At 58.8% G+C, this 24955-nt stretch carries 34 protein-coding genes and 1 pseudogene; 33 read left to right on the forward strand and 2 right to left on the reverse strand.

Annotation, left to right across the window (positions count from 1 at the left end; translation table 11 throughout):
- The first annotated feature begins 7 nt into the window (after positions 1–7).
- Together ACR3ES_RS20775 and ACR3ES_RS20780 are read left to right on the forward strand one after the other, a co-directional pair.
- Positions 8–244, forward strand: a complete 237-nt coding sequence (locus tag ACR3ES_RS20775) for a hypothetical protein (RefSeq protein ID WP_170436487.1) — start codon at positions 8–10, stop codon at positions 242–244.
- Complete coding sequence (locus ACR3ES_RS20780) at positions 241–1221, forward strand: D-2-hydroxyacid dehydrogenase family protein (protein WP_170436503.1); 981 nt, start codon at positions 241–243, stop codon at positions 1219–1221. The genes ACR3ES_RS20775 and ACR3ES_RS20780 overlap by 4 nt, the downstream gene beginning before the upstream one ends.
- Here ACR3ES_RS20780 and ACR3ES_RS20785 read toward each other — a convergent pair.
- Entirely contained in the window at positions 1190–2254 is a 1065-nt protein-coding gene (locus ACR3ES_RS20785) for an AbrB family transcriptional regulator (RefSeq protein WP_170436507.1), read from the reverse strand. The two genes, ACR3ES_RS20780 and ACR3ES_RS20785, sit on opposite strands and share 32 nt — an antisense overlap.
- A 78-nt stretch (positions 2255–2332) precedes the next feature.
- Here ACR3ES_RS20785 and ACR3ES_RS20790 point away from each other — a divergent pair, with 78 nt between their 5' ends.
- Genes ACR3ES_RS20790 through ACR3ES_RS20805 form a run of 4 tightly spaced genes read left to right on the forward strand, consistent with a single transcriptional unit; the run spans position 2333 to position 5487 of the window.
- Positions 2333–3013, forward strand: a complete 681-nt coding sequence (locus ACR3ES_RS20790) for a GntR family transcriptional regulator (RefSeq protein WP_170436511.1) — start codon at positions 2333–2335, stop codon at positions 3011–3013.
- An 11-nt stretch (positions 3014–3024) separates the two neighbouring features.
- A complete protein-coding gene (gene tcuA, locus ACR3ES_RS20795) occupies positions 3025–4419 on the forward strand; it encodes an FAD-dependent tricarballylate dehydrogenase TcuA (protein ID WP_170436513.1) in 1395 nt (464 codons plus the stop codon).
- Positions 4409–5185, forward strand: a complete 777-nt coding sequence (gene tcuB, locus ACR3ES_RS20800) for a tricarballylate utilization 4Fe-4S protein TcuB (RefSeq protein WP_480634747.1) — start codon at positions 4409–4411, stop codon at positions 5183–5185. Before tcuA ends, tcuB begins: the two co-directional genes overlap by 11 nt.
- Positions 5186–5202: 17 nt before the next feature.
- The gene (locus tag ACR3ES_RS20805) at positions 5203–5487 is read left to right on the forward strand and encodes a hypothetical protein (RefSeq protein WP_480634748.1); all 285 of its coding nucleotides are present in this window, start codon (positions 5203–5205) and stop codon (positions 5485–5487) included.
- Positions 5488–5901: 414 nt separating this feature from the next.
- On the opposite strand, the gene ACR3ES_RS20810 is transcribed toward ACR3ES_RS20805, so the two are convergent.
- Positions 5902–6348 (reverse strand): hypothetical protein, encoded by a 447-nt coding sequence (locus tag ACR3ES_RS20810; RefSeq protein ID WP_170436520.1) that lies wholly within the window; start codon positions 6346–6348, stop codon positions 5902–5904.
- A gap of 94 nt (positions 6349–6442) precedes the next feature.
- Between ACR3ES_RS20810 and ACR3ES_RS20815 the strand changes: the two genes are divergently transcribed.
- The 27 genes and pseudogenes from ACR3ES_RS20815 (at position 6443) to ACR3ES_RS20945 (ending at position 24949) form a co-directional block, all read left to right on the forward strand.
- The gene (locus ACR3ES_RS20815; protein WP_170436523.1) at positions 6443–6874 is read left to right on the forward strand and encodes a MarR family transcriptional regulator; all 432 of its coding nucleotides are present in this window, start codon (positions 6443–6445) and stop codon (positions 6872–6874) included.
- 435 nt (positions 6875–7309) lie between these two features.
- A complete protein-coding gene (locus ACR3ES_RS20820) occupies positions 7310–7525 on the forward strand; it encodes a hypothetical protein (RefSeq protein ID WP_480424387.1) in 216 nt (71 codons plus the stop codon).
- A gap of 39 nt (positions 7526–7564) precedes the next feature.
- Positions 7565–8682 (forward strand): annotated as a pseudogene (locus tag ACR3ES_RS20825) (IS3 family transposase).
- Positions 8683–8826: 144 nt separating this feature from the next.
- Positions 8827–9045, forward strand: a complete 219-nt coding sequence (locus ACR3ES_RS20830; RefSeq protein ID WP_480424388.1) for a TraR/DksA C4-type zinc finger protein — start codon at positions 8827–8829, stop codon at positions 9043–9045.
- Positions 9038–9457 carry a hypothetical protein gene (locus tag ACR3ES_RS20835; protein WP_480424389.1) on the forward strand — a complete coding sequence of 140 codons (420 nt, stop codon included), beginning with the start codon at positions 9038–9040 and terminating at the stop codon, positions 9455–9457. Before ACR3ES_RS20830 ends, ACR3ES_RS20835 begins: the two co-directional genes overlap by 8 nt.
- Positions 9430–9801 (forward strand): DUF2730 family protein, encoded by a 372-nt coding sequence (locus ACR3ES_RS20840; protein WP_480424390.1) that lies wholly within the window; start codon positions 9430–9432, stop codon positions 9799–9801. The genes ACR3ES_RS20835 and ACR3ES_RS20840 overlap by 28 nt, the downstream gene beginning before the upstream one ends.
- Positions 9798–10115 (forward strand): VpaChn25_0724 family phage protein, encoded by a 318-nt coding sequence (locus ACR3ES_RS20845; protein WP_480424391.1) that lies wholly within the window; start codon positions 9798–9800, stop codon positions 10113–10115. The genes ACR3ES_RS20840 and ACR3ES_RS20845 overlap by 4 nt, the downstream gene beginning before the upstream one ends.
- 10 nt (positions 10116–10125) lie before the next feature.
- Positions 10126–10683 carry a DUF3486 family protein gene (locus ACR3ES_RS20850; RefSeq protein WP_480424392.1) on the forward strand — a complete coding sequence of 186 codons (558 nt, stop codon included), beginning with the start codon at positions 10126–10128 and terminating at the stop codon, positions 10681–10683.
- Positions 10680–12332 carry a hypothetical protein gene (locus ACR3ES_RS20855; protein WP_480424394.1) on the forward strand — a complete coding sequence of 551 codons (1653 nt, stop codon included), beginning with the start codon at positions 10680–10682 and terminating at the stop codon, positions 12330–12332. The genes ACR3ES_RS20850 and ACR3ES_RS20855 overlap by 4 nt, the downstream gene beginning before the upstream one ends.
- A complete protein-coding gene (locus ACR3ES_RS20860; protein ID WP_480424395.1) occupies positions 12332–12610 on the forward strand; it encodes a hypothetical protein in 279 nt (92 codons plus the stop codon). Before ACR3ES_RS20855 ends, ACR3ES_RS20860 begins: the two co-directional genes overlap by 1 nt.
- Before the next feature lie 17 nt (positions 12611–12627).
- The gene (locus ACR3ES_RS20865) at positions 12628–12840 is read left to right on the forward strand and encodes a hypothetical protein (protein ID WP_480581941.1); all 213 of its coding nucleotides are present in this window, start codon (positions 12628–12630) and stop codon (positions 12838–12840) included.
- Between the two features lie 9 nt (positions 12841–12849).
- Positions 12850–14397 carry a DUF935 domain-containing protein gene (locus ACR3ES_RS20870; RefSeq protein WP_480424397.1) on the forward strand — a complete coding sequence of 516 codons (1548 nt, stop codon included), beginning with the start codon at positions 12850–12852 and terminating at the stop codon, positions 14395–14397.
- Positions 14390–15613: a phage head morphogenesis protein gene (locus tag ACR3ES_RS20875; RefSeq protein ID WP_480424398.1), complete on the forward strand. Its 1224-nt coding sequence runs from the start codon at positions 14390–14392 to the stop codon at positions 15611–15613. The genes ACR3ES_RS20870 and ACR3ES_RS20875 overlap by 8 nt, the downstream gene beginning before the upstream one ends.
- A 336-nt stretch (positions 15614–15949) precedes the next feature.
- Complete coding sequence (locus ACR3ES_RS20880; protein ID WP_480424400.1) at positions 15950–16999, forward strand: phage protease; 1050 nt, start codon at positions 15950–15952, stop codon at positions 16997–16999.
- 42 nt (positions 17000–17041) lie between these two features.
- The gene (locus ACR3ES_RS20885; RefSeq protein WP_480424402.1) at positions 17042–17434 is read left to right on the forward strand and encodes a hypothetical protein; all 393 of its coding nucleotides are present in this window, start codon (positions 17042–17044) and stop codon (positions 17432–17434) included.
- Between the two features lie 41 nt (positions 17435–17475).
- Positions 17476–18381 (forward strand): Mu-like prophage major head subunit gpT family protein, encoded by a 906-nt coding sequence (locus ACR3ES_RS20890; RefSeq protein WP_480424404.1) that lies wholly within the window; start codon positions 17476–17478, stop codon positions 18379–18381.
- 81 nt (positions 18382–18462) lie between these two features.
- Positions 18463–18684 carry a hypothetical protein gene (locus ACR3ES_RS20895; protein WP_480424406.1) on the forward strand — a complete coding sequence of 74 codons (222 nt, stop codon included), beginning with the start codon at positions 18463–18465 and terminating at the stop codon, positions 18682–18684.
- A gap of 170 nt (positions 18685–18854) precedes the next feature.
- On the forward strand, positions 18855–19289 hold the full coding sequence (locus tag ACR3ES_RS20900) for a gp436 family protein (RefSeq protein WP_480424408.1): 435 nt from the start codon (positions 18855–18857) through the stop codon (positions 19287–19289).
- Positions 19289–19768, forward strand: coding sequence for a phage virion morphogenesis protein (locus ACR3ES_RS20905; protein ID WP_480424410.1), 480 nt, complete (start codon positions 19289–19291; stop codon positions 19766–19768). The genes ACR3ES_RS20900 and ACR3ES_RS20905 overlap by 1 nt, the downstream gene beginning before the upstream one ends.
- A complete protein-coding gene (locus ACR3ES_RS20910) occupies positions 19765–20298 on the forward strand; it encodes a hypothetical protein (protein ID WP_480424411.1) in 534 nt (177 codons plus the stop codon). Before ACR3ES_RS20905 ends, ACR3ES_RS20910 begins: the two co-directional genes overlap by 4 nt.
- Complete coding sequence (locus ACR3ES_RS20915; RefSeq protein ID WP_480424413.1) at positions 20298–20882, forward strand: phage baseplate assembly protein V; 585 nt, start codon at positions 20298–20300, stop codon at positions 20880–20882. The genes ACR3ES_RS20910 and ACR3ES_RS20915 overlap by 1 nt, the downstream gene beginning before the upstream one ends.
- 10 nt (positions 20883–20892) lie before the next feature.
- The gene (locus ACR3ES_RS20920) at positions 20893–21129 is read left to right on the forward strand and encodes a hypothetical protein (RefSeq protein ID WP_480424414.1); all 237 of its coding nucleotides are present in this window, start codon (positions 20893–20895) and stop codon (positions 21127–21129) included.
- Positions 21130–21144: 15 nt separating this feature from the next.
- Entirely contained in the window at positions 21145–21471 is a 327-nt protein-coding gene (locus ACR3ES_RS20925) for a GPW/gp25 family protein (RefSeq protein ID WP_480493552.1), read from the forward strand.
- The gene (locus ACR3ES_RS20930) at positions 21468–22505 is read left to right on the forward strand and encodes a baseplate assembly protein (protein ID WP_480424418.1); all 1038 of its coding nucleotides are present in this window, start codon (positions 21468–21470) and stop codon (positions 22503–22505) included. The genes ACR3ES_RS20925 and ACR3ES_RS20930 overlap by 4 nt, the downstream gene beginning before the upstream one ends.
- Positions 22502–23131, forward strand: a complete 630-nt coding sequence (locus ACR3ES_RS20935) for a phage tail protein I (RefSeq protein WP_480424419.1) — start codon at positions 22502–22504, stop codon at positions 23129–23131. The genes ACR3ES_RS20930 and ACR3ES_RS20935 overlap by 4 nt, the downstream gene beginning before the upstream one ends.
- A 4-nt stretch (positions 23132–23135) precedes the next feature.
- Positions 23136–24380, forward strand: a complete 1245-nt coding sequence (locus tag ACR3ES_RS20940) for a phage tail-collar fiber domain-containing protein (RefSeq protein WP_480424420.1) — start codon at positions 23136–23138, stop codon at positions 24378–24380.
- Positions 24380–24949: a hypothetical protein gene (locus tag ACR3ES_RS20945; protein ID WP_480424422.1), complete on the forward strand. Its 570-nt coding sequence runs from the start codon at positions 24380–24382 to the stop codon at positions 24947–24949. The genes ACR3ES_RS20940 and ACR3ES_RS20945 overlap by 1 nt, the downstream gene beginning before the upstream one ends.
- The last annotated feature ends 6 nt before the right edge of the window (positions 24950–24955 follow it).

Consider the following 24955-nt stretch of genomic DNA (forward strand, 5'->3'; position numbering starts at 1 on the left):
GGACACGATGGACAACTACTCGGAATGCCTCGATATCGCGCGTCAGGAACTCATGTTGGCGCAGTCGGCCCTACGGCGGGACATCGCGGACTATCCGACACCGATTGCTGGCTGCGATGAGCAGTTCAACCATCTGCTGGATCAAAGCGAACGGGTCCGCAATGCACTTGCCGCTCTCGACACATGTCATTTTGTGCCGACGCCAAGAAAACTGAACACCGAGCAGGGTATAGAAAGCCGATGAAGGTCCACATTCTTGATGACTGGTTTGATACACTGCAGGGCTTGCCCTGTTTTGGAAAGTTATCCGGCCATGACGTGAAGGTCTGGACGGATCATGTCGAAGATACCGACCAATTGGCCGCGCGTTTGCAGGAGGCTGAAGCGCTTGTGCTGTTTCGCGAACGCACCAAGATCACCCGTGACTTGATTGAAAAACTTCCAAACCTGAAATTGATCAGTCAGCGCAGCGTATACCCGCATGTCGATGTGCAGGCATGCTCGGATAACGGAGTGCTGTTGTGTTCGAACATGCATGGCGGCACGCCGTCTTATGCTGCAGCTGAACTTACTTGGGCGTTAATCATGGCCGGGATGCGTGACTTGCCGGCGCAAATGGCCTCGGCCAAGGCAGGGCACTGGCAGGCTGGTGTAGGCAAGACACTGCGTGGCCGACAGTTGGGGCTCTATGGATTTGGCCGCATTGCCCGCGCTGTTGCGGGCTTTGCCGAGGCATTCGGCATGGATGTGGTCTGGTGGTCGTCCGAGGAAGGCCGAGCACGTGCGCAGGCGGACGGCGCGCAGGTCGCGCCCAGCCGTGAAGCGTTCTTCGCCGACAGTGACGTTGTTTCGGTCCATGTGCGCTTGAAGCCTGACACGCGCGGGATCATCACCGCATCGGATTTAGCGCAAATGCAGCCGGAGGCGCTGTTTGTGAACACCTCGCGGGCCGGGTTGATCGCTCCAGGGGCTTTGCTTGAGGCGCTCGATGCCGGTCGCCCCGGCAAAGCGGCAATAGATGTGTTCGATACCGAGCCTCTGACCGACCCAACCGATCCGCTATTGTCGCATCCCAACCTGATCGCGACCCCGCACATTGGCTTCGTCACCGAGGACGAGTTTGATCTGCAATTTGCAGATATTTTTGATCAAGTGAACGCCTATGCTGGGGGCGCTCCGATCCACATGATCAACCCCGAGGTTTGGACCAACGCAGAATAAGATTTGCGGCGATTGGCGCACCAATGATTACCAACACGATCCTTGTCAGATGGTGGGTGATTACAAAGCCCAAATCCGCACCCGAGACGATGGCCAGCACTGTCATCTCTGCCTGCCCGCCGGGGGCAAAAGCCAAAAATGCCTCGACAGGTTGGCCCAGTCCCAAGGTGGTGACAACGGCGGTGAAAGCGGCTGCCAGGACGGCGAGGACAATGACATAGGCGAAACCCGCTGCCACTACGCGGCGTAGTTCGACCCATGTGACACCTACGAATTTCACACCAATTCCGCAGCCAATGAAAAACTGCGCTGCAAGGATGGCCTCGCGAGGCGGTCGGGTATGAATGAAGTCGCCCAATGACAAGGCCGCCGTAACGATCATTGGCCCCAGGATTGACGCCCCGAACAGGCCGATCCGCTCCCCGCCTTTCCAGCCGACAATGGCGGCCAGAACCATCAGCGCCAATTCATGTATTGGCAGGTTGTGCGCGGGCTCGCCAATCGGATTGGTGAGTTGGGCATCATAGAACACGGTGAGGAACAAGGGGGCCAGCGTCACGATGATCAGCACGCGCGTACCGTGGATCAAGGACAGGGTACGCGGATTGGCCCCCGCCTCAGTGCCAAAGATGATCATGTCTTGCAAACCGCCCGGCATGGCTGCGTAGAAAGCCGTTGTGGAGTCAAAGCCCCAGAATTTACGAAAGAATGGCACACCTACCAGCGCGATCAGCAGGATGAAGAACGGGATCAGCGCAATTGACGCGGCCATTTTCGGGAATTCAGCAAACAGAGCCGGCGTAATCGATGCCCCTACCGCCACGCCCAGTATAGTGCGGGCGGCAACCGAGACCTGTCCAAAGCCTTCCATCGGTGCGTGCGCAAGAGCTGCAATTAAACATGCGCTCATTGGCCCGAACAGAAAAGGTAGCGGCAGGTTTAGCGCCCAAAATACCCCAGTGCCCAACACCGCCAGGCCGAGCGTGACGGCCCGTTTCGTCAGAAGAGAGGGGGTATCGGTTTGGCTGTGCAAGGTAAGCGTTCCAGCTTCGTTGACTTATAGTGTATCCATATGTATACAACTGGACGCAAGATAACAAGAGAGCCTGCGATGACCCTTCAGGACGACCCGTTACAGCCTGGCCCACAAGGCAACTCTGCGTATCAGCGCCTGCTGGACGAGATTCGCGACGGCACTCTTCTGCCCGGCGACCGGCTACGAGAGATTGAGCTGTCGGAACGGTTGGGCGTCAGCCGTACCCCGGTGCGCGAGGCGATAAGGCAGTTGGAGGCCGATGGGCTGGTCACACATGTGCCACGGCAAGGTGCCACCGTGCGCAGTCTGGATTACGCCGAGGTCATGGAACTCTACGAGATGCGCGCGGTGCTTGAAGGGACAGCGGCCCGTCTGGCAGCCCGCGCGGCCTCGGATGTCGAATTGGATGAACTGGACCTTTTGAACGACCGGCTGGCCGAGGCGGGTACTGGTCCCGAAGCGTCCCAAATCAACAAGATCTTTCACGCGACCCTGCTGGATGCGGCCAAGAACCGGTTTCTGGCAAAATCCATGTTGTCCTTGCAAAAGGCGCTGTTGATCCTGGGTCCCTCGCAATTGCTGGATAGCGACCGCGCCGAGGCCGCAGTGGCCGAGCATCGGCGCATCATGGCGGCCTTGAAGGCCCGCGATGGCGCAGCGGCCGAGACAGAGATGCGCGCGCATATTCAAGCTGCGCAGCGGATGCGCATCCGCGCGTTGCAGGACCGCGACCGCTCAATCGACGAAAGCCAGTAGGTAGACAGGATATGGCCACCCCAAAGGAAGCTTACGATATCGCTGTGATCGGTGGCGGCAATGCGGCTCTCTGCGCTGCGATGACCGCAGCCGACGCAGGCGCCCGTGTTTTGATCCTTGAAACGGCGCCAAAACCTTATCGTGGGGGCAACTCGCGCCATACGCGCAACTTTCGCTGCATGCATTCGGGCCCGTTGGGCCCGCTCGTCGAGGCGTATAGCGAAGACGAATACCTCTCGGATCTGCTGAAAGTCACCGGTGGAAAAACCGATGAACATCTTGCCCGGTTGGCGATCCGCACGTCGGAAGAATGCCTTCCCTGGATGCAAGAACACGGGGTCCGGTTTCAGCCGTCGCTTTCCGGCACATTGTCATTGGCACGGACCAATGCGTTTTTCATGGGGGGCGGCAAATCTCTGGTGAATGCCTATTACCGGACGGCGGCAGGTTTGGGTGTAGATGTGCTGTACGATGCCGCCATCACGCATTTGGAACTGAATGGTGATCGGATCGAGTGGGTCGACTATAGCTATGAAGGTCAGTCTCATCGCATCGCGCCCAAGGCGGTCATCGTTGCCTCCGGCGGCTTTCAGGCAGACACCGATTGGCTTACCCGCGCCTGGGGTGAGCCTGCGAAGAACTTCCTGATCCGGGGAACGCCGTACAACCGAGGCGTGGTCCTGTCTGATCTGCTGGACCAAGGAGTAGAAAACGTCGGCGACCCGACCCAATGCCATGCCGTGGCTATTGACGGGCGCGCGCCGAAATTCGACAGCGGCATCGTAACGCGTCTGGACTGCGTGCCGTTCTCGGTCGTTGTCAACAAGAACGCTGAACGTTTCTACGACGAAGGAGAGGATGTCTGGCCCAAACGATATGCGATCTGGGGGCGTCTGGTGGCGGCCCAGCCGGATCAGGTGGGATATGCTATCATCGACGCCAAGTCGCTGAACCTGTTCATGCCGTCCGTGTTCCCTCCGCTAAAGGCGGACACGTTGGACGAATTGGCCGGGAAGATGGACCTGCCTGCGGAGAAATTGAAAGCAACCGTCAGCGCATTCAACGCCGCCTGCGGTGACATCAGTGGGTTTCATCCGACCGAACTGGACGGGGTGGCGACCTCAGGCCTGATCCCACCCAAGACCAATTGGGCGCGCCCCATTACCGAACCGCCATTCTATGGCTATTCGCTGCGCACCGGCGTGACCTTCACCTATCTGGGGCTGAAGGTTGACGAAGCGGCCCAGTGCTCGACCCCAAACGGAAAGATCAAAAACCTGTGGGCCGCAGGCGAGACCATGGCCGGGTCGATCCTTGGGCAAGGCTATCTGGCGGGCTTCGGCATGACCATCGGAACTGTCTTTGGACGCATCGCAGGACGAGAGGCCGCCGCTTATGCAAACTGATCTTATTCAGGAAGCCCGCCGCCAGGCCGAGATCTGCAACGCCTGCCGCTATTGCGAGGGCTATTGCTCGGTCTTCCCGTCGCTGCACGCAGAGCGCGCGTTCTCGGATGGGGACATCACGCAATTGGCCAACCTGTGCCACAACTGCCGGGGCTGTTACTACGCCTGTCAGTACACCGCCCCGCACGCCTTCGATCTGAACTTGCCCAAGGCGCTGGCCGAAGTGCGGCGCGACAGTTGGGAAAGCTTCGCCTGGCCGCAGCCGCTAGCGCGGCGGTTCCACACCCATGGCGGGGCCATCGCCCTAGCGCTTGTGATCGGATTTGCCCTGTTGTTCTGGGCGATCCGCGCGATTGGATCGAGCGGAGGGGAGGGATTTTATGCCGTCCTGTCGCATAACGCGATGGTCGCGATCTTTGCGCCTGCATTCCTGCTGCCTCTGTTCAGTATCGCCTTCAGCCTGAGGCGCTACTGGACCAAGGTTGGCGGCAAACCGATCCAGATGTCTGATCTGATGGCTGCGCTCAAACGTGCGGGCAAGATGCAGGATCTGGCCGCAGGCCATGGCGAAGGCTGCAACTTCGAGGACGAAGACCGGTTCAGTCAGGGCCGACGCCACATCCACCACGCTATCATGTATGGCTTTCTGCTGTGCTTTGCGTCGACCTCGGTGGCGACCGTCATGCACTATGTATTCGGAATGCACGCGCCTTACGGGTTCTGGTCGTTGCCGAAACTATTCGGGATTTCCGGGGGCTGCTGCTGACGGTAGGATGTGGTGCGATGGCGCTGCTCAAGCTAAAGTCAGACTGTGAACTTGGCGATCCGTCGGCTTGGGGCGCGGATATCGGATTTATCCTGTTGCTCGGGTTTGTGGGCCTCAGCGGTTTGGGTCTTTATGCCCTCGGTTCAACGCCTCTGATGCCTGCGCTGCTCGCCTTGCATCTTGGATCGGTTCTGACCTTCTTCCTGCTGACGCCCTACACAAAGATGGCACACGGCTTCTATCGGCTTGCTGCTCTTGTTAGAGATGCGCAACGGAAAAGAGATGTGTCCGTGGTCCGTTAACAGCCGGTCGCGTCTGAGTGAGCAGAAAGAACATGCAATAGGATCAAATATGATTGTGAAGAACTCTGCGTTGCAGCACTTCGCGTGGCGGTCAACGTCCGGAATGGGGCCGCCCCTTGCACGACCGACGGCAGCGACGCACGCTTCGCACGTATCTGGGCCAACCGCAGCATTTGGCACTCTGGGCTCGTTGCAGACCTCTGAGCCATTGCAGCATTGGCACGTTCGCCGAGAAAGATCTTCAGGCAACGGCCCGAACCGGTCATTGAATGGCGCTGTCCGACGCTGCGGCGCGGCTCGTCAAACGAGACTTTCGCTGCGGCGGCGAAATCGGTCAGACGGCGAACTGTAAGTCTGCGAAACAAAGGTGCAATCTGATAGTTGTGGCTCAACTCCCGCTTCCAGGAGCGCCAACTATAGATCTGCGTGGCGAACTCCGGAAAAGTACGCCCAGAAGCTTAGAATGACGGCGGCTGAAGAAATGATCGTCATGGCAGTCCCGGGCACAAAGTGCACAAAGCCACCGAGGTCCATGAAGACGAAATAGCCAATGTCAGTGACCCAGCCGACCACGGCCGTCATAAAAACGAACACAACTGAATGACGCCAGATCATCACACCACCTACGACTGTAAATGCACCAATCCAAAGCAAGTTGAAGCCGTGCTGGTTCAAGACCGCGTCGATCGCAGGGTGGTACTCGCCCGCAAGTAGGGATGGGTCGACCGCATCTGCGATTCCTGCCACAGCCCCTCCCGCATCTTGCGAAATTGTCATGATGCCTGCGAACATGTGGACCAGGCCCCAGATGATCCAAAGCACTGCAGAAATCTTGAGTAGAAGCGTTGTCCGACTATTCATGCGAGCACCCTTTCGTCTGCAACCGATTGGGGTTAGATAAGTTGATGTTGTCCACTTTCGACTTTTTGTGGACTTTGTCAACTAACGTGTTTCTATGCAAGATGCAGAGCTGGCCCTCTTGATTGATCGCTTCATGCGACGCATCCACTTCGGCCTTCAATCCAAGGCACATGCCTTCGACACCGAGAAAGTCGGACCGGGTGGCGGAATTGTTCTTTTGACTCTGTCCGATATGGGCTGTCCGAGCCTGCATGAACTGACCAAACAAGTTGCGCGCGACAAATCCCAGATGACACGCACCATAAGATCGCTCGAGACGAAGGGGCTAGTAGCACGAAAACGATCGCCTGACGACGCACGGGTTTCTTTCGTGTCGTTGACGCAGGATGGCGAACAGGTCGTCGATACGCTTAAGCAAGTCGTCTCCGAGACGATCAGTGAAATCCTTAACCCGATCTCCGAAGCCGAAGAAAACGTGCTGCGCAGTCTGCTGGAGAGAGCTCTTTGTGAAGCGCTACCGAAATAGCCGACGTGCAACGGTCGGACAACATTGACCAATATGTGCCCAAAGCCCATCATGGAGGCGGCGCAGCATCTGGCCATTTGCGGGTCATCCAGACCGGCGGACGCTCCAAAGCGGTCGTTAATCGAATAGGTCAACGCTGCGCTACGCCTCCCAAAAGCAGGCCTTGGACAGTCTAGCGAGATTAAACCAATCCGGATAACTGCAACGCGCAATAGACCAGCCGTTCGCCGCATTATACCGGTTCTTGAGACGGTCAAATCCAGACTATTCTTGCAACTAAGACACTGAAAAGAGCGCACAGCCAGACAAACCTTACAAAGCCACTGCGGGGTGCCAAGTTCCTATCTATGCACACTATCTGCCTCTAAGAATTCGGAGACCTTTTTCTGCAAGAAATGGATTCCAAACATCGCAACTTAAAGTAAATTCGTTGCCATGACGCGTCAGTTTCGAATCGATGAAATAGAGAAGGTTTGGGAACAAATCGCGGGTAACCTTGATGTTGTATCCTTTGATGTGTTGCAGAGTTTAGTTTCGGCTTTCGACGAGCACCCGGCTTTTGAACAATTGAAACCTCTGCTTGACGCGTTTGCGTCCTTTAGTGAAGTGACCCGTGAGCAGTTTCTGGCAGCGATTGTCTTGGCCCCCTAAAACTGTGCCACAGTTGGCTTAGTTTTGGAGACGGGATTGATGGCGCGGAAACGGTATTCGGACGAAGATATTCTGCGGCTTTTGCGCGAGATTGAGCTGGGCCTGGCATCTGGTTCGGATGTCGCGACGGCGTGCAGAACGGCTGGTGTCAGTGATGCGACCTATTACACATGGCGCAAGCGGTTTGGTGGGATGGGACGATCTGAGATGGCCAATCTGAAGGCGCTGCAGAAAGAGAATGATCGGCTCAAGAAAATCGTGGCTGAGCTTGAACTGGACAAACTCATTCTCAAGGAGAGCCTTGATTATCTAAAGCCAAAGGCCTGACGGCAGACCAGCTTCGTCAGGCCGTGGTCCACACCCGACAAAAGCTGGCAACCTCTGAACGGCGCACCTGTCGCGTGATTGGATTGGCGCGGAGCACGCTGCAATACCGCGCAGCGCCAAAGGATGATGAGGCGTTACGTCTGGCGATGATCCGATTGGCCAAACGGTATGGGCGCTACGGCTACCGCAAGGTCGCCGAGCTGCTGCGTGTCGAAGGCTGGGCAGTCAATCATAAAAAGATCGAACGACTATGGCGCGAAGAAGGCTTGCAGCTCCCACAACGGCACAAGAAACGCAAACGGCTGTACCACAAGGACAGCTCGATCATCCGGCTCCGACCGCAACATCCCAATCACATCTGGAGCATTGACTTTGTCCACGACAAGCTGAGCAACGGACAGAGCTACAAGATGCTGACGGTGCTGGATGAGTATACCCGTGAGGCGCTCTGCGTAGCGGTCAAGCCGAAGATGAACAGCGCAGACGTGCTGGATGCGCTCTACCCACTCTTATTGCGGCACGGGAAGCCCGAACACATCCGTTCCGACAACGGCGCGGAGTTCATCGCAACGGCCCTGCAGACCTGGTTAAGAAAGGTGGGCATTAAGCCGATCCAAATCTACCCGGGATCACCTTGGGAGAATGGATACAACGAGCGCTTCAATGGCACTCTGCGCCGGGAAGTCCTCAACGCAGAATGGTTCCACACCACCAAACAGGCTCAGATCGTCATCAATACCTGGCTTAGACAGTACAATCGTGTCAGACCCCATCAGGCTCTAAACATGCGACCGCCCGTTCCAGAAACCTTGCTCAAAACTGGCCCATAGAATTGGGGCTGGACACGCGAACTGCGCAGTGGCAGTCCGGGCGTTGCAGATACGGGCACCGACGCCGCGCTAAGCGCGACGGCAATTGAACCGATCGACAACGCGGCCGTGAAAGCGTGGCGGGATAAGAAGTGAGGGGAGCGCATGAATGAGCGTGATCTCGAACGCAGCGAAGCCCGTGTCGAACAAGAGCGGCAACGATCTGCCAGAGCCGCGCAGGCTGCGGTTACGCGGCTTGGCAATGCGGAATGCGCCGTATGTGGAGAGCTCATATCCCAGGCCCGTCGCCAAGTCGCCCCGTTCGCCGAACGCTGCATCAACTGCCAAAGGGCGCATGAACGGAAGGCTCGTCAACATGCCTAAGAGCTTGCTGACAAAAATCTTGCGCTTCCTGTTTTTCGACGAGGTGCGGCTTTTAGAGGTCTTTTCTGCCCTCAACCTTCTGGCGTGGTTTGAGGTCCTTTTGACCGCGCCTGAGCTTCTGCATTATGGTGCCTATCGTGGCTTCAGCAATGTTGAGGCTGTTGTCTGGGCCTATTGTTTCGGCGCGATCGCTCTGGGCCAAATCATCGCCATGATGGTCTGGCGTTGGCATCCGCTGGAATTTCGTTTCGCTGCGATGGCCTTTGCAGCCGGGGCCTGGACCGTGATCGCCTGGAACTTCTGGGAAGCCGGCATCTCGACCACCGCACATCTCAATTACACGTTGCTCGCCGGGGCATGCGCGATTTCAGGGGCCTTTTTGGCATGGAAAAGTACCTCCTACCAATCCTAGAAGACGGTGGGCCGATTGGTGCGCTCGTTGTTATTCTCGTCCTCGTGACGGGATTTATTCTGCGTCAGAAGGGCTGGCTCACGCAGGACAAATCCAAGGTTGTGTCCAATTCACAGCTTTCCGCGCTCAGCTCGACGGTCGCCGCGATCGACAAACGCCTCGCCACGGTCGAGCGTGATGTCGAAGCCTTACCAACCCGCGAGGAAATCCACGGTTTGCAGCTCGCCCATGAGCGGTTGGCGGGGAGGCTTCTGGTTCTGGAAAACACCACGCAAGCGACAAAGGCAGGCGTCCTGCGCGTTGAGGATTTCCTGATCAACTTGTCGAAGGGACATACGAAATGAGCAATCTCTTTGATGGCTATGAAGACCATTTCAACGCCGATGTGCGGCTGATCATTCTGCGGGCCTTGTCCGAGGAAGAGGACGGGCGGCTGAATTCCACCATGATCACAAAGGTTCTGGAAAGTTTCGCCGTGAACCGCACCCGTGATTATGTCCACACGCAATTGCGCTGGCTTGAAAAGCAGGCTCAAGCCGTGATCGTAACACAGGTCGGATCGGTTCTAGTTGCAGAGCTGACCCAGCAAGGTGAGGATCACCTGAGCCGCAAGACGGTGATCGAAGGTATCAACCAGCCGTCGCGCCGGAAGGCTTAAGAAGATGGCGGTGCGCAAAGGACGAGGGCGGCTTTCCTCGATCGATCTTCTGCCACCCGAGGCCGATCATATCGTGGCCTGGGCGTTTCAGGAGCTGAAAGAGCGCGACCGCACCCAGTTGGAAATCTGGTTCGATTTTAACGACAAGCTGGCCGGGCTTGACCTGGGCCCGATCTCCAAATCCGCCTTCAACCGCCATTCGATCCGACTTGCCTCGATGGCGCGTCGGCATGAAGAGGTGCGCGCCATCACGGCAGCGCTGACAGAACGGCTTGAGCCTGGGCAGACCGACGATCTGACCATCATGGCGGCCGAAACGATCAAGACGCTGATCTTCGAGATGATGGAAGAGGGCAAGGCCAGCTCACCCAAGGCCGCGATGGAACTGGCCCGTGCGCTGCAATCGGCGGTCAATTCCCAGAAGCTGTCCGTCGATCGCAAACGCGCCCTTCAGGCGCAGTTCGAGACCCAAGTAGAAGATGCGATTGAGAAGGTCAGCTCCGAGAAAGGCCTCAGCGCCGAACAGGCCGATTTCTTCCGGCGTGAAGTGCTTGGGGTGAAGTCATGAACGGGCCGAGCGTATCTGAAACCACGAAAGCAGGGCCACCTGTTATCGGGCGTGATCCAGAGGCGCTGCCTGACACTTTCACCCGCGGCGCGGAGATCCCCGGCGATCTCGATCCGCTGGCCGATGGCATCCTGATGCGCCATCAGCAAGAGTGGCTGGCCGACAAGAGCGACCTGAAGCTGGCTGAGAAAGGCCGCAGGACGGGCATCACATTTGCCGAGGCGCTCGACGACACGATCACTGCGGCGTCGGCCCGATCAGCAGGTGGTGACAACGTATTCTATATCGGGGACACCAAGGACAAGGGCCGCGAGTTCATCGGCTATGTTGCCCATTTCGCAAAGATCGTGGCGAAGGAACTGGCCGAGATCGAAGAGTTCCTCTTCGAGGACGAACAGGCAGACGGCACCACGAAACATATCTCTGCCTTCAGAATCAAATTCGCCAGCGGATATCGGATCGAAGCCCTGTCCTCGAACCCGGCCAACATTCGCGGCCTTCAGGGGATTGTGGTCATCGATGAGGCGGCATTCCACAAGGATGTGCGCGAGGTGATCGATGCGGTGAACGCGCTTCTGATCTGGGGCGGCAAGGTGCGCGTGATCTCAACCCACAATGGCGTGCTCAATCCGTTCAACGAGCTGATCCGCGAAGCCAATGCCGGCAAGACCCCGTTCACGGTCCATCACATCCCGTTCGGCAAGGCCGTCGAGAACGGGCTCTATCGCCGTGTCTGCCTGATCAAGGGCAAGGGCTGGACGCAAGAAGCCCAAGACGATTGGGAAGCGCTCATTCGCGGCTCATATGGTCCACGGGTTGCGGCGATGCGCCAGGAACTCGACGCGATACCGGCCGAAGCAGAAGGCGCGGCGCTGACCCGTGTCCAGATCGAGGCCTGCATGGAAGACGGTATTCCGTTCGAACGCTGGACCTGTGCGGATGATTTCCGCAATGCGCCAGCGGCGTTTCGCACGGCTGAGGCTTTGGACTGGTGTCGAAAGCATCTTGAGCCGGTGTTGAAAGCCCTTGATGGCGACAAACGGCATTACCTGGGCGAGGACTTTGCCCGTTCCGGTGATGCCACCGACATCGTGATCAAGGAAATGGGTCATGATCTGGTGAGGCGCGGAAAGCTCACGGTCGAACTGCGCAACGTTCCCTTCGATCAGCAACGCGAGGTGTTCTTCTACATTGCCGATCGGCTTCCCAACTTTGCCAAGGGCGCGGTCGATCGAACCGGCAACGGGGCCTATCTGGCTGAGGTTGCCGCGCAGCGCTACGGCGAGAAGATCATCGAAGTCTCGTTCACGCAGGAATGGTATCGGATCGAGATGCCGCCGTTCATCCAGTCATTCAGCGACGGCACCAATGTGATCCCGCGGCATGACGACATCCTTCAGGACCTTCAGTCGCTGCAATATGTCGATGGCGTTATCCGGGTTCCGCAGAACTTCCGCTTCAAAGGATCTGACGGTTTCAACCGCCACGGCGATAGCGCAGTAGCCGAGGCGCTTGCCTGGTTTGCCAGCCGCCAGGCGGTCAGCACCTATGAATACACATCCGCCCATGCGCCCGATGAAGAGGATGGCTGGGGCGATCGGCGCAGCGATGACGGCGAGAGTTTCAGACGGTCTGGGGGGCTTTGGTAATGGCAACATCCGCAGAAGTCGCCAACGACATGGCCGCCCACGCCGCCTACTGGCAAGGCCGCGATCGAAAAGTCGAAAGGCTTTGCCGCGACGCAAACAGCCTGATCCGTTCGATGCTCGATGGGGAGCAAATAGACGGGCGGCGATATCACGGGGTTTGGCGCAGGCTTCTGGACAGTGAGCGGAAAGACCGCACCAACACGGTTCAAGGGTGGCCGGATTTCGGTAGGGCGCGCTCCTGTATTGAAGCGATCAAACGGGAAGGGTTCACGAAATGAGAGTCGTTTGGCAACCCATGGACACTTACCCCGGCGGCAAGGCCCTTTTCTGGATCGAAGACTGCGCGGGCGAATACGCGGTGTTCGGCGAACTGGATCGTCGCGAAATGTGCGCAGCCGATGGTGGGCTTCTACGCGTCTGGGACGACAATGACTTTGGGTATGCCGAAGCACAATATGTGACCCATTGGGCGGAATGCGCTCCGCCGGTCTCGCCCCATCTGCACTGAGGAAAGAACATGGCTAAGGCTCCAACTCGGAAATCATCGGTGCTTGGCCCTGACGGCAAGCCGTTTCAGGTTGCGGTACTCACCGAAGAACAGGCCCCGCCCACTAGCACGGGCGTGCGCTCGGTCTGGGCCGATAGCGTTGCCGGTGGCCTTGACCCCAGAAAACTTGCCTCGCTCTTGAGGGCGGCGAACGAAGGGGACAATCACGACTTCCTTGTCCTGGCCGAGGAAATGGAAGAGCGCGACGGCCATTACGCTTCGGTGCTGGGCCAGCGCAAGCGCGCCGTGTCTGGTATTGAGCCGATCGTCACACCGGCCAGTGACGACGCCACCGACAAGGAAATCGCAACGGCTGTCGAAGATCTGATCCAGGCGCCGGAATTTGCTGATATGGTGGACGATGCGCTCGACGGGATCGCGAAGGGCTATTCCGCCATTGAGGTCATTTGGGAAACCGGGGCCGATCGCTGGACGCCGGCAGAATACATCCACCGCGACCCGCGTCACTTCCAATTCGACAAGCGTACTGGGCGCGAGCTGCGCATCCGTGATGATGGCAATCAGGATGGGCTTGAGCTCAACCCCTATGGCTGGATCGTGCATCGTCCGAAGCTCAAATCCGGGCTGACCGTGCGCGGCGGCATCGCGCGGATCGCCGCGTGGTGCTTCATGCTGAAATCCTACACGCTTCAGGATTGGGCGGCGTTTTTGGAAGTCTTTGGCATGCCGCTGCGCTTGGGTCGTTATGACGACACCGCCAGCGCCGAAGAGAAGCGCATCCTTTTGCGTGCCGTGCGTGATCTCGGATCAGACGCGGCAGCAATAATCCCGAAGGGCATGGAGATTAGCTTTATTGAGGCCAAGGGTGGTCAGGGCAATGCCGTCTTCGGGGCGATGACCGAATATCTCGACAAGCAAATGTCGAAGGCGATCATCGGCCAGACCATGACCACCGACGAGGGATCAAGCCGCGCCCAGTCGGAAACCCATGACGAGGTGCGCGGTGACATCAAGAAAGCCGACGCCCGCCAGATGGGGACAACGATCAAGCGTGATCTGATCGCGCCCTTCGTGGGCCTAAACTGGGGTTGGGATCGGCTACCGCCGAACTGCAGCTTCCCGGTCGAAGATCCTGAAGACCTCGAAGCCCTGACCAGCTCGCTTGGTACATTGGTGCCGCTGGGGCTGCGCGTGGCTTCAGCCGATGTGAACAAGCGCATGGGGTTCCGGGTGCCGGACGAAGGCGAACCCGTCTTGCAGATGGGCACAGCGGCACTGTCCAACGTGGTGCCTGGGCCGGGATCAGAGCGCGCCTTTCAGTCCCATCGCGCTGCGGCCGCTCGCGAAGAGGATCAACTTGTCGCGGAAGCGCTCGATCAATGGGAGGCGGATGTCGGGCCTGTTGTCGCTCAAATCCTTGCCGCCGCCAAGTCGGCCGAAAGCTATGAGACGTTTCTAGCCAGCCTGGACAACGTGTCGCCTGATGTCGAAGTGCTGGCCGCACGGCTGGCCACGCAGATGATGAAAGCTCGCGGCGACGGCGACATCGATGGCTGATCCCGTCTTCAGCGAAGCACCTGAAGAGGTCACACGGTACTTCGACGCTAAGGGTAATCAGCCGAGCTTTGACTGGCGCGACTTCGCTCCCCACGAACATGCCGTTTCGTTCACCGTCGCGAAATCTGCAGGTTTTGACATCCTGGACGACATTCGCGCCGCGACCCGCGATGCGATCGGCAAGTTTGGCTCTTATGGCGAATTCGTCGATCAACTTGAGCCAACCCTGCGCCAGAAAGGCTGGTGGGGCCGTCAGGTCGTGGATGGACCGAATGGCAAGCAGCTTGTCCAGCTCGGAAGCCTGCGCCGTCTGCGCACGATCTACTGGGCAAACACCACGACAGCACGGGCTGCGGGCGAATGGGAGCGCATCCAGCGCACAAAGCGCGGGCTGCCCTTCCTGATCTATGAGTTGTCCACTGCGGAGAACAAGCGTCTTCATCATCAGGCATGGGTCGGGATCATTCTTCCCGTCGATCACCCATTCTGGACGACGCACTACCCACCCAACGGCTGGCTTTGCCAATGCCGGGTCCGCCAGATTTCCCGGCGCGAGGCTGAGGCGCTTGGCTATGATCCCGAAACACCGGGGCCGCAGGTGGTCACGCGCCCTTGGACGAATAAGGTCACGGGCGAGCGTTTCGACGTGCCAGAAGGGATCGATCCGGGCTGGCAGACCAATCCCGGAGCCACCCGCGCAAACAATCTGCGCCGCTTTCTTGCCGATCGGCTCGACGCTCTGCCCCAGAATGCCCGCCGCGTTGCCGTCCAGGACCTGGTGGGCGCGAAGCACTTTCAGGCTTTGGCGCGGGGTGAACTGCCCTATCGCGGTGCATCTGATCGCAGCCCCGGCAATATCGAGCACGGTCGTATGGCCTTGCCCGTGGCAATCCTGCCCGATCGTGTCCAGGAGTTGATCGGCACCAAGACGCGCACGGTGCTTTTCTCGAACGCCGATGCCCATAAGCAGATCGCCAAACGCGCGCAGATTTCATCCGACGATTATGCCCTCGTGCAACAGATCGTCGAAGAGGGTCAGCTCTTTGAGGACGCGACGTCGGACAAAGAATTCATCCTTCAGCTTCTGGTCGAGGGAAAGCCCTGGGCGGCGATCCTGCACATCACCAAGGACAGGCGGGAGATCTACCTCAAGAGCTTCCGGCGCATCCGTCCGGAGCAATATGGGCCTACCGACCGCCAAATCCCGATGGATTGAATTCCGGCTGCCTCTGTGGTACACATTTCGTGAGGTCGAGCCATACAGAGCCGGGTATATCTCGCGAAGGATGTTGTGACCTTCCGGCCTCGAATTTCCCCCAGAACACCAGATCGCTTCAGAGGCCCCGTGAGCGGCCTTCCTTTCGAATTGGCCCCACCCATACCTGAAAACCCCGGACGAGCCTTCAAACGCTTTCAAAAGGCTTTCAAAAACGCTTGCCGCGTCCTATGACTTGGCCAAGTTCCGACTTCCCCTAGATTCTGGCTGATTGCCTCGGTTTGGTAGCACGCGCTACCCATGCGGGGTCTGGAAGCATGGTTCATGGCATGATCCATGAATACGCATCCGACAGCCCCGCTTTTTGTCTCCCATCTGGCCTCCCGTGATGAGGGTGAAACGCATTTCCTCGAACGCGCCCTAGCCTTCGATACATCCAGCGATGCAGGCAAGGACGGAGCGCCGGACTGGGTACAGATTTTTCCGGCCGGTCCTGAGCTGGCCACCGTCGATGGTCGCGTCTTCAAGATGGGCGATCCTCAGGCTTTCGTGGACGCGCAGCGCGCCTCGAACGCCAAGCCGATCCTTGTCGATTACGATCACCTCTCATCCTTCATGCCGGAAGAGAACGGCGATCAGACCGCCGCGGGCTGGATCGAAGAGCTGGAAGTGCGCGACGGCGAGATTTGGGCGCGTGTCGCCTGGACCGTCCGTGCCGCCAAGCAGATCGCCGATCGGGAATGGCGCTTCCTCAGCCCGGAATTCCGCGTGAACAAGAAAACCGGCGAGATCGCGATGCTGGATGCCGTCGCCCTCGTCAATCGTCCTGCCTTTCAGATGAAGGCCCTCGCGCGTGCACGCGCCACCAAACCCGGAGACACCCCCATGTTGAAAGAAATCGCCAAGGCGCTTGGCCTGTCTGACGACGCCACCGAAGAGCAAATCCTGACCGCCATCCGGCACAAGGATCAGGAACTGGAAACGGCCAAGGCTTCCCAGTCCACGCCGTCCACGAAGGATTTCATGCCGCGTGCCGACTATGATCGTGTGCTGGCCCGTGCCGAAGAAGCCGAAGGAAAACTGACCGAGGCGCAGGAATCGGCTCGCAAGGACGAGGTAGAAACAATGATCGCGTCGGCTGTGAGCGCGGGCAAGATCGCGCCGGCGTCGAAGGATCACTATGTCGCCCTGGCGATGGCCAGCGACGACGGGTTCGAAGAGGTCAAGAAGCTGACCGAAACCCTGCCCAAGATCACCGACCCGTCGAACCTCGATGACAAATCCACCAGCGCCCACGGGCTGAGCGATGAAGATCGCGAGATGTGCGCCACGCTTGGCGTCTCCGAAGAGGACTTCGCCAAACAGCTTGCAGCGCAGAAATCCTGATCGCCGCACCGCCCAGAGCCCGCTCACAAAAGGACCTGATCCATGTCAACCACAACTGAACGCAACACCGAAATGCGCGAAGGCGATGTTTTCGCCTACGAGCTTGCGGCTGCTGTCAAGATCAACAAGGGCACGCTGGTTGTCCTTGACGCAGGCTATGCCAAGCCCGGCTTTGAAAGCGCCGCAGCCATCTGCGTTGGTGTTGCCACCGACACCGCCGATGAGACCGCAGGCGACAGCCATGTCAACGCGCGCTCCGGCACGTTCCTGTTTCGCGGTGCCGCTGGCGCTGACGAGATCACCCGCACCGAAATCGGCAAAGACTGCTTTGTCATCGATGACGAAACCGTTGCCAAAACCGATGGCGGCGGCGCGCGCGCGAAAGCGGGCCGTGTCCGCGCGATTGAAGGGGCGAATGTCTGGATCACGATCTGATCCTTTCCGCCTGACCACCCTTAGCTGAAGAGGACACCCTCATGCCCGTTGCAAAGCGCGTCACACGCGAAATCCTGAACCGGATGACCACCGGCTTCAAAGCCATCTTCCAGGGCGCGTTTGACGCGGCCGAGCCGAAATGGTCGATGATTGCCGAGAAGGTCAATTCCACCACATCCATCGAGACCTATGCCTGGCTGGCGCAAATCCCCGGCATGAAAAAGTGGATCGATGAGCGTCGCATTAAGCGGCTGAACGTCGAAGCCTACACGCTGAAGAACGAGAAATTCGAAGACACCTTCGCCGTCAAGCGCGAAGCCATCGAGGACGATCAGCTCGGCACCTACTCCATGGCTGCAAAGGGTCTGGGCACTGCCGTAGCCGAACATCCCGACGAACTCTGTTTCGAGGCTTTGAAAAAGGGCTTTGAAGTTGCCTGCTACGATGGTCAGAACTTCTTTGACACTGATCACCCTGTGATGGTGGACGGTGAAGAGACTTCAGTTTCTAACATGCAGGATGGCGCAGGTCCAACCTGGTATCTGCTTTGCACCATTAAAGCGGTGAAACCGATCATCTACCAAGAGCGCATCAAGGCCGAGCTGGATGCGCTGGATGATGCCGGAACATCCGATCACGTCTTCATGAAGGATGAATACATCTACGGTGCACGTTCTCGCGGCGCGGCTGGGTATTCCTTCTGGCAACTGGCCTTTGCTTCCAAAGCCCCACTGACGGCTGAGAACTTCAGCGCTGCGCGTACTGCAATGGCCAACCTCAAAGGCGATGAGGGACGTACTTTGAACATTGTGCCCAATCTGCTGGTGATCCCGCCGGACCTTGAAGACAAGGCCGAAGAAATCCTGAAGGTCAAGCGCACCACCGGCGGCAAAGACAACACCAATTACGGCAAAGCCGAAATCCTTATGACCCCCTGGATCAGCTAACGCTGGCCGGTTGTCAGAGCGGGTCGGTTGCGCATTCCCGGCCCGCTTCATTCAGCCGACCACCTCAAGGAGCGAAACACCATGGCCCTCAAAGCCCAGACCAAATCCAAGGACAAATCCGATACCGACGAGAGCGAAGGCCCTTTCGTGCTGATCTCGACCACCCACGGCAAGCCGCGCCGCCGCGCCGGTCTGCGCTTCACGCCCGAAGGCACCCGCGTCGATGTCTCAAAGATCGACGAGAAACAGAAAAAGGCGATCCAGAACGACCCGGTTCTGAAGGTCAAAGAGATCACCGACTAATTCCTGAGCGAAAGGAACGATCGCGAGCCAGAGGGAAACACCGGGAACAAGCGAAAGCCCGCCCCACGGTGCAGTTCTGAGTAGGCGCGGCCCACGCGAGTTGGAGCCTGCAACGTCTGAGGAATGGACGTGACAGCCCGGAGAGACGGGCACCTTTCGGAGAGAATGCGATGTACGCCACCCGCGACGATATCAGATTAATCTACGGAGCCGAGTTCCTCGCGGACATCACGCCCGTGGATGGAGATGATCCTGATTTCGATCCCGATGGGGCAGTCGATCAGGCCCTGGTCGATGCATCAGCCGAGATCGATGGTTATCTCTCCACACGCTACACGCTTCCCCTGGGCACGCAGCCAAAGACGCTGCGGCGCCCTTGCATCGACATCGCCGTTTATGTGCTGGCCAATTCCCACACACGCCTGACCAACACGATCGAAACGCGCTACGAACAGGCCATCGCTTTGCTTACCAAGATCAGCAAAGGCTATGCCGGATTGGGCAAGGATGAACCGAGCGCCGCTGTTCCTGGTTCCGAGAACGGGACCTCTTCCGGCGCTGACTTCACATCTCGGCCGCGGCTCTTTGGACGGGGGCGTAGCTGATGAGTGATCTTGCCGTCGAAATGCAGCTCACCGGGCTAGACCGCGCCACCCAAGCGATCGAGCGTGTGACCGGTTGGGACCGGCTTGAGTTGATGGATGTGATTGGCCGCTTGTGCCAGCTTCAAACCCGGCGGCGCATTCAGTCTGAGAAGATCGGTCCCAATGGTGAGCTGTGGCCCCACAATCGCCGAGGTTCCGCTCCGCTCTATGCGTCGGGTGCTTTGCATGACAGCATCGACTATCAGGCTGGACTTGGACAGGTCACGGTCGGATCGCCGCTGATCTATGCAGCCATTCATCATTTCGGTGGGATCATCAAGGCTAAGAGTGCCAAGACACTCGCCTTCATGAGCGGCAATAGAAAGGTTTTCGCCAAAAGTGTCACCATGCCGGCACGTCCCTATCTGGGGATCAGCCCGCAGAACGCGCAGGAAATCGAAGAGGTAGTTGCCGACTTCATCGCGGAGGTTCTCAAATGAAAATCTCCGATCTTCTGGATGCCATCAAAGCCAATCTGACAGACGCTGAAGCCTTCAAGGATGTGCGCGACATCGATGTGAGCCCCGGCCGCTTCAATGCTGATGAGATCACCCGGCGCAGCTTCAAAGCCCCCGCGCTGCGCGTTGCCTTTCTTGGGGCCCCGCGTACGCAGCCCAAACCTGATGACACGCGCCGTTATGAAGGGGCCTTTGCCGTCTTTGTGATGACAGATGGCAGGAACCGCGCCACCGAAGGCGTTGATCTCGCCCAAGCCGTTGCCGAAGAGATCGAGGTGAACCGCTTCTCAAACGGGCTTGGTGTTGGTCTGCCTGCGAACCTGCGCCTCGATGCGCTCTATTCTGGCGACATCGACGATCACGGGATTTCGCTGCATTCGGTGTCCTGGACGCAAGCACTCACGCTGGGCAAATCCAAAGGGCTCGCTGCTGACGATCCGGGTGCGGTCATCCCTCAAGAGGTCGAAACCGCCGAGGAAATCGACATCACCATTCTGCCGGAGGGGACCTGATGGCAGATGTCGCTCGCATCATTGCCCGCATGCAAGGCCAGATTGCCGAGGATCGCCGCCGTCAGGCCAATATGATCCGATCGGGCCGGGTTGTGGATGTGGACCCGGCCAACCAGCGGGTGAAGGTCGATATCGGTGACGACGACAACGCCTTGCCGACGCCCTGGATCAGATGGACCGAACGCGCCGGCGCGCGGAAGACCTGGAACCCGCCAAGCAAGGGCGAACTGATGACCGTGCTTTCGCCCGCAGGCGAGATCGATGAGAAATCGCTCGCTGTGCATGGTGGCTTCACCGATGAGAATGCCGCGCCCTCAGGCAATGGCGATGCAGCCGTGTTCACGCTGGGCTCGGTCACAGTGACCGTGGTCGCAGGCGGCGCAACAATTCAGGTGGACGGTGTGTCGGTCGAGATCACCGGGAGCGGCGTAACAATGCAGGTGGGCGGTGTGTCAGTCGAGATCACCGAAGGCGGCATGGCCATCACCGGCGGTACCGTAACCCACAACGGCATCAACATCGGTAGCACTCACAAGCATGGCGGGATCAACCCTGGTCCCGCTCAAACCGGAACCCCACTCTGAGGAGAAAACCATGGCTGACCCTGCAACCAAACCCGACCCCAAGCTGGTCAAGCACACCTATGTGCTTCAGTGCCCTTCATGGATTGGGCCGCACCTGAAGAAAAAGAATGAAGAGGTCGAGATGACCGAGGAAGAGGCGAAATACTATGTGCCTCACATCCTGAAGAAGAAGAAATCGGACACGCGCAGCGCGAACAACCTCGCTGATCCTGCGCCTGTCACGAAGCCTGCCAAGGAAAAGAGCTAAGGCGTTATGGCGGGGATGTGTCGGCATACCGGGCGTCGCCTTGAGGAATGGGATCACATTGCCCAATCCCTCGGGGTGATCTTCACAACGCGGCTTGGCACGCGTGTGGAAAGGCGGAGCTTTGGCTCTGAAGGCAAGAACCTCTTGGACAAGCCCGGCAACCGCGAGACCATCCTTGATCACTATGTAGCCATCGCCGAAGCAATCGACGCCTTCGAGCCGCGCGTCGAGTTGAATGGCTTTCGCCTGGTTCACATTGATGAGAATGGTGACGGTCAGCTCGTGGTCGATGTGACCGAGACCGCCACCGGCATCGCGCGCGAATTCGAGGTGCCCGCATGAGCCGTTTCACCCCGATCAACATGGCCGCCCTGCCCACGCTCGATGTCATCAAGAGCTTGAGCTTTGAGGATGAGCTCGCGGAGCTGAAGGAGCGTTTGCTCCGCCGGGCCGAGACCTATGGGCTCGATCTCTCTGACGTCATCCACCTCGAAAGCGATCCGCTGCATGTGATCTATGAGGCCTTTGCCGAGCGTATTGTTCAACTCTATGCTGAAGCCAACGATCAGATCAGGGCCTTGATCCTTGCCGATGCACAAGGCCCGGAACTCGACCACATCGCCGCCACCTATTACGGCATCGTTCGCTTGATCGTCACACCGGCGGATCCCGACGCAGTGCCGCCCGTCGCTGAGGTACTGGAAGGCGACGAGGATTTCCGGGCTCGGATTGCGCTAGCTCCCGAAGCATTTTCCACGGCCGGTCCTGAAGGCGGCTATATCTTTCATGTCTTGGAACTGGACGGGGTGGCGGATATCGCCGATGTCGCGGTCTATTCCGAGGACGACAATGCCACCTATACTGAAGGGCTCCATGCCGATGCCTATACGGTAGGTCTGCGCGCAGCGCCCTTTGACAACCGCGCCACTGGTGATCCCGTTCTGGCTCCGGAAGTTCTGATCGTGACGTTGCCCAAGGCTGCCTATGGCGCCAGCGATCAGGCCTTGCTTGACCGCGCCTGGCACGCAGCCTGTCGCAAGGACGTACGCCCGATCGGTGACAACGTGCGGATCGAGCCTGCACAAAGCAACGGCTATGAGATCGAGGCGAACTTGCTTTTCGATGCCGGCCCATCACCAGAAGCGGTGATCGCTGAAGCGCTTGCCTCCGTCCTGATCTATGTGGCCTCACGCCGGCGCATTGGTGCCCGCGTCCAGCGGATCGGCATCGCCGCAGCAATGAAGGTGCCCGGAGTGCAAGAGATCGATCTCACCAAACCCGCCGCCGACATTCTACCCGGTTCCAAAGGTTACGCAGAACTTCTCGGCGATCCTGTCATCACTGCCGAGGTAGTCGCGGAAGGATGGCGACCTTGATTGAACAACTTGTGCGCCAAGTCCTGCCAAAGAACGCGACCCCTCTGGAGCGTGCAGCGGTGGAAACGCTTTTTGAGCGCATTGAGAACATATCGTTGATGGTTAGTTCCATCTGGAACCCTTGGGATTGTCCCGAAACACTATTGCCTTGGCTTGCTTGGGCGACGTCCGTTGATGTTTGGAACGACGAATGGTCAGTGGCTGAAAAACGCGCTGCAATCGCCGCGTCTCCCACCGTGCATCGGAAAAAGGGCGTCCTTTCTGCGCTGGAAGACGCGCTCGAACCCCACGGATTTCAAGTGGAAATCGAAGAATGGTGGCAAAAGGTTCCCGTGGGCAAACGCGGTAGTTTTGATGTCACGTTGTTTATATCTGACCAAGCGGGGTTGGATCACTCCAAGCTATCGGAAATGCGCGAGATCATTCTGAAGACAAAACCCAAGTCGCGCAGTTTCAACTTGGGCATTGGCGCGCAAATCAATGCCCCCGCTCATGTCGGGGCATTTCAACACACAGCCATCAGGGCCGAGGCGGCGGCGGACGTGCCGCCCCCGCCGGTTCTGACGGCGCAATCTAAATATGCGGTGGTGGCGCACACCCGCCTGCGCGTGGAAATCGGAGGCTGACGACATGGCATCTTACGCAATGCTCACCAACGTGGGGCGCAACAAGGAAGCGGCAGCGCTGGCCAGTGCATCGCCGCTGGCGATTACCGAGATCGCATGGGGCGATGGTGCCCGTATTCCGGCGGGCGGTGAGATTGCGCTTGAGAACGAACAGGGCCGCAAGCCTGTGGCGGCGCAAGGCGTGACGGCCGGCGCGCTGAATACGGCGTTCTTCGAGATCCTGCTGGCCGAGGATGAAGGGCCGTTTGTGATCCGAGAGGCCGGTCTCTTCGATGCGGATGGCGACATGATCGCCGTCGCCCATTATGACCCGCCGGTCAACAAGCCGGTCAATACAGTCTCGGCGCATCTGCGCATCAACGTGGTGTTCTCGGATTTGGAGAACTTGGTCATCCAGATCGACGCCAGCACCGCGTTCGTTTCGGCAGACACGTACACGGCGGAAGATGTTCTGGCGAAGCTACTCACGGTGCATGGTGCCGGGTCCGAATTGGACGCTGACAAGCTCGATGGCCTCAATGCGTCTGCTTTTGTACGGACATTCCGCAAAGTCATCGCCGGAGACGGCCTGACTGGCGGCGGCGGCTTGAGCGCGGACCGCACATTGGCTGTGGACTTCGACAAAGTGCGTGAAGCAGTAAAGCCCCCAACCGTCACAATCCTCACCTCCGGCGCAGACGCCATCTATGTCACACCGGAAGGATGCAAAGCCCTTCATGTCAGAGGCGTTGGTGGCGGCGCGGGAGGTGAATTCCCGGCAACCCATCCAAACTTCTCAATCCGCCTTGGCCTTCCCGGCGGCGGTGGTGCCGGGTTTGAGGCATGGTTAACACCAACCCCTTTTCAGGAGTTCACCTACACAATTGGCGCAGGCGGTTCGCCCGGCGGTTTAAGCGATTTTCAGAGTCCCGTCTTCGGCGGTTCCGGCGGCACCACCCGTTTTGGGGAGATGCACGCGATTGGGGGCAGAAACACCAGTGCTGGAACGACAGCAACTGCATCGGGAGGCCACATCAACTATCGCGGATCGCCGGGGCAGCGTGTCAACTACTCGGGCGGCGACGGCCGTGAATTTCTTCACGCTCCGGGCGGGTCCATCTTCGGGCCATCAGACTCGGTATCTGCGTGGGGCGCCGGGCAATCCGCCACGGTTCCCGGCACCGGCGGCGCTGGCGCCGCCTCTGTGGGGGGATCCGTTTTAGCACAAGGTGGCGCAGACGGCATAATCGTTATCACGGAGTTCTACTGATGAAGACTGTCGCTGAAATCACCGATGGCCATGTGACCAATATCGCGCGGATCAAAGCCGATGCGCCCGTCCCCGAAGGCTGGGTGGAATGCACCGATGCCGCTTGTATCGGCGATCTCTATGACGGTCAGACATTCACGGCCCCTGCTGCGCCTGCCGTTCCGGTGATCCCGTTTGAAGAGGCCAAAGCGCAGGCGATGGCTACGGTGTATGCCACGCATGCGAGCTACCTGCGCCAGGCGACCGACAACGCCACGCCGGAAGAGCGGGACACGTGGCCTGTAAAGACAGCCGCCGCAACAGCCTACTTGGCGAATAACGCCGCACCCGCCCAGACCGCGTTTATTGAAGCGGAAGCGACACGCAGCGGCGTCACGCCAACGGAGATGGCTCAGACCATCACCACCAAAGACGCAGAATACCTGGGCCATATCGGACAGGGCGCTGCCCTTTGTGACTCGGGCTGCGCCGCCGTCGAGGCCGCAACCACCCATGAAGCGCTGCAAGCCGCGCTGGACGCGTTCGCCTCGGAGGCGCAGGCGGCGCTTCAGGCGCTGGCGGGAGGCTAATCCTTT

This window comes from Ruegeria sp. B1, from assembly GCF_056535885.1.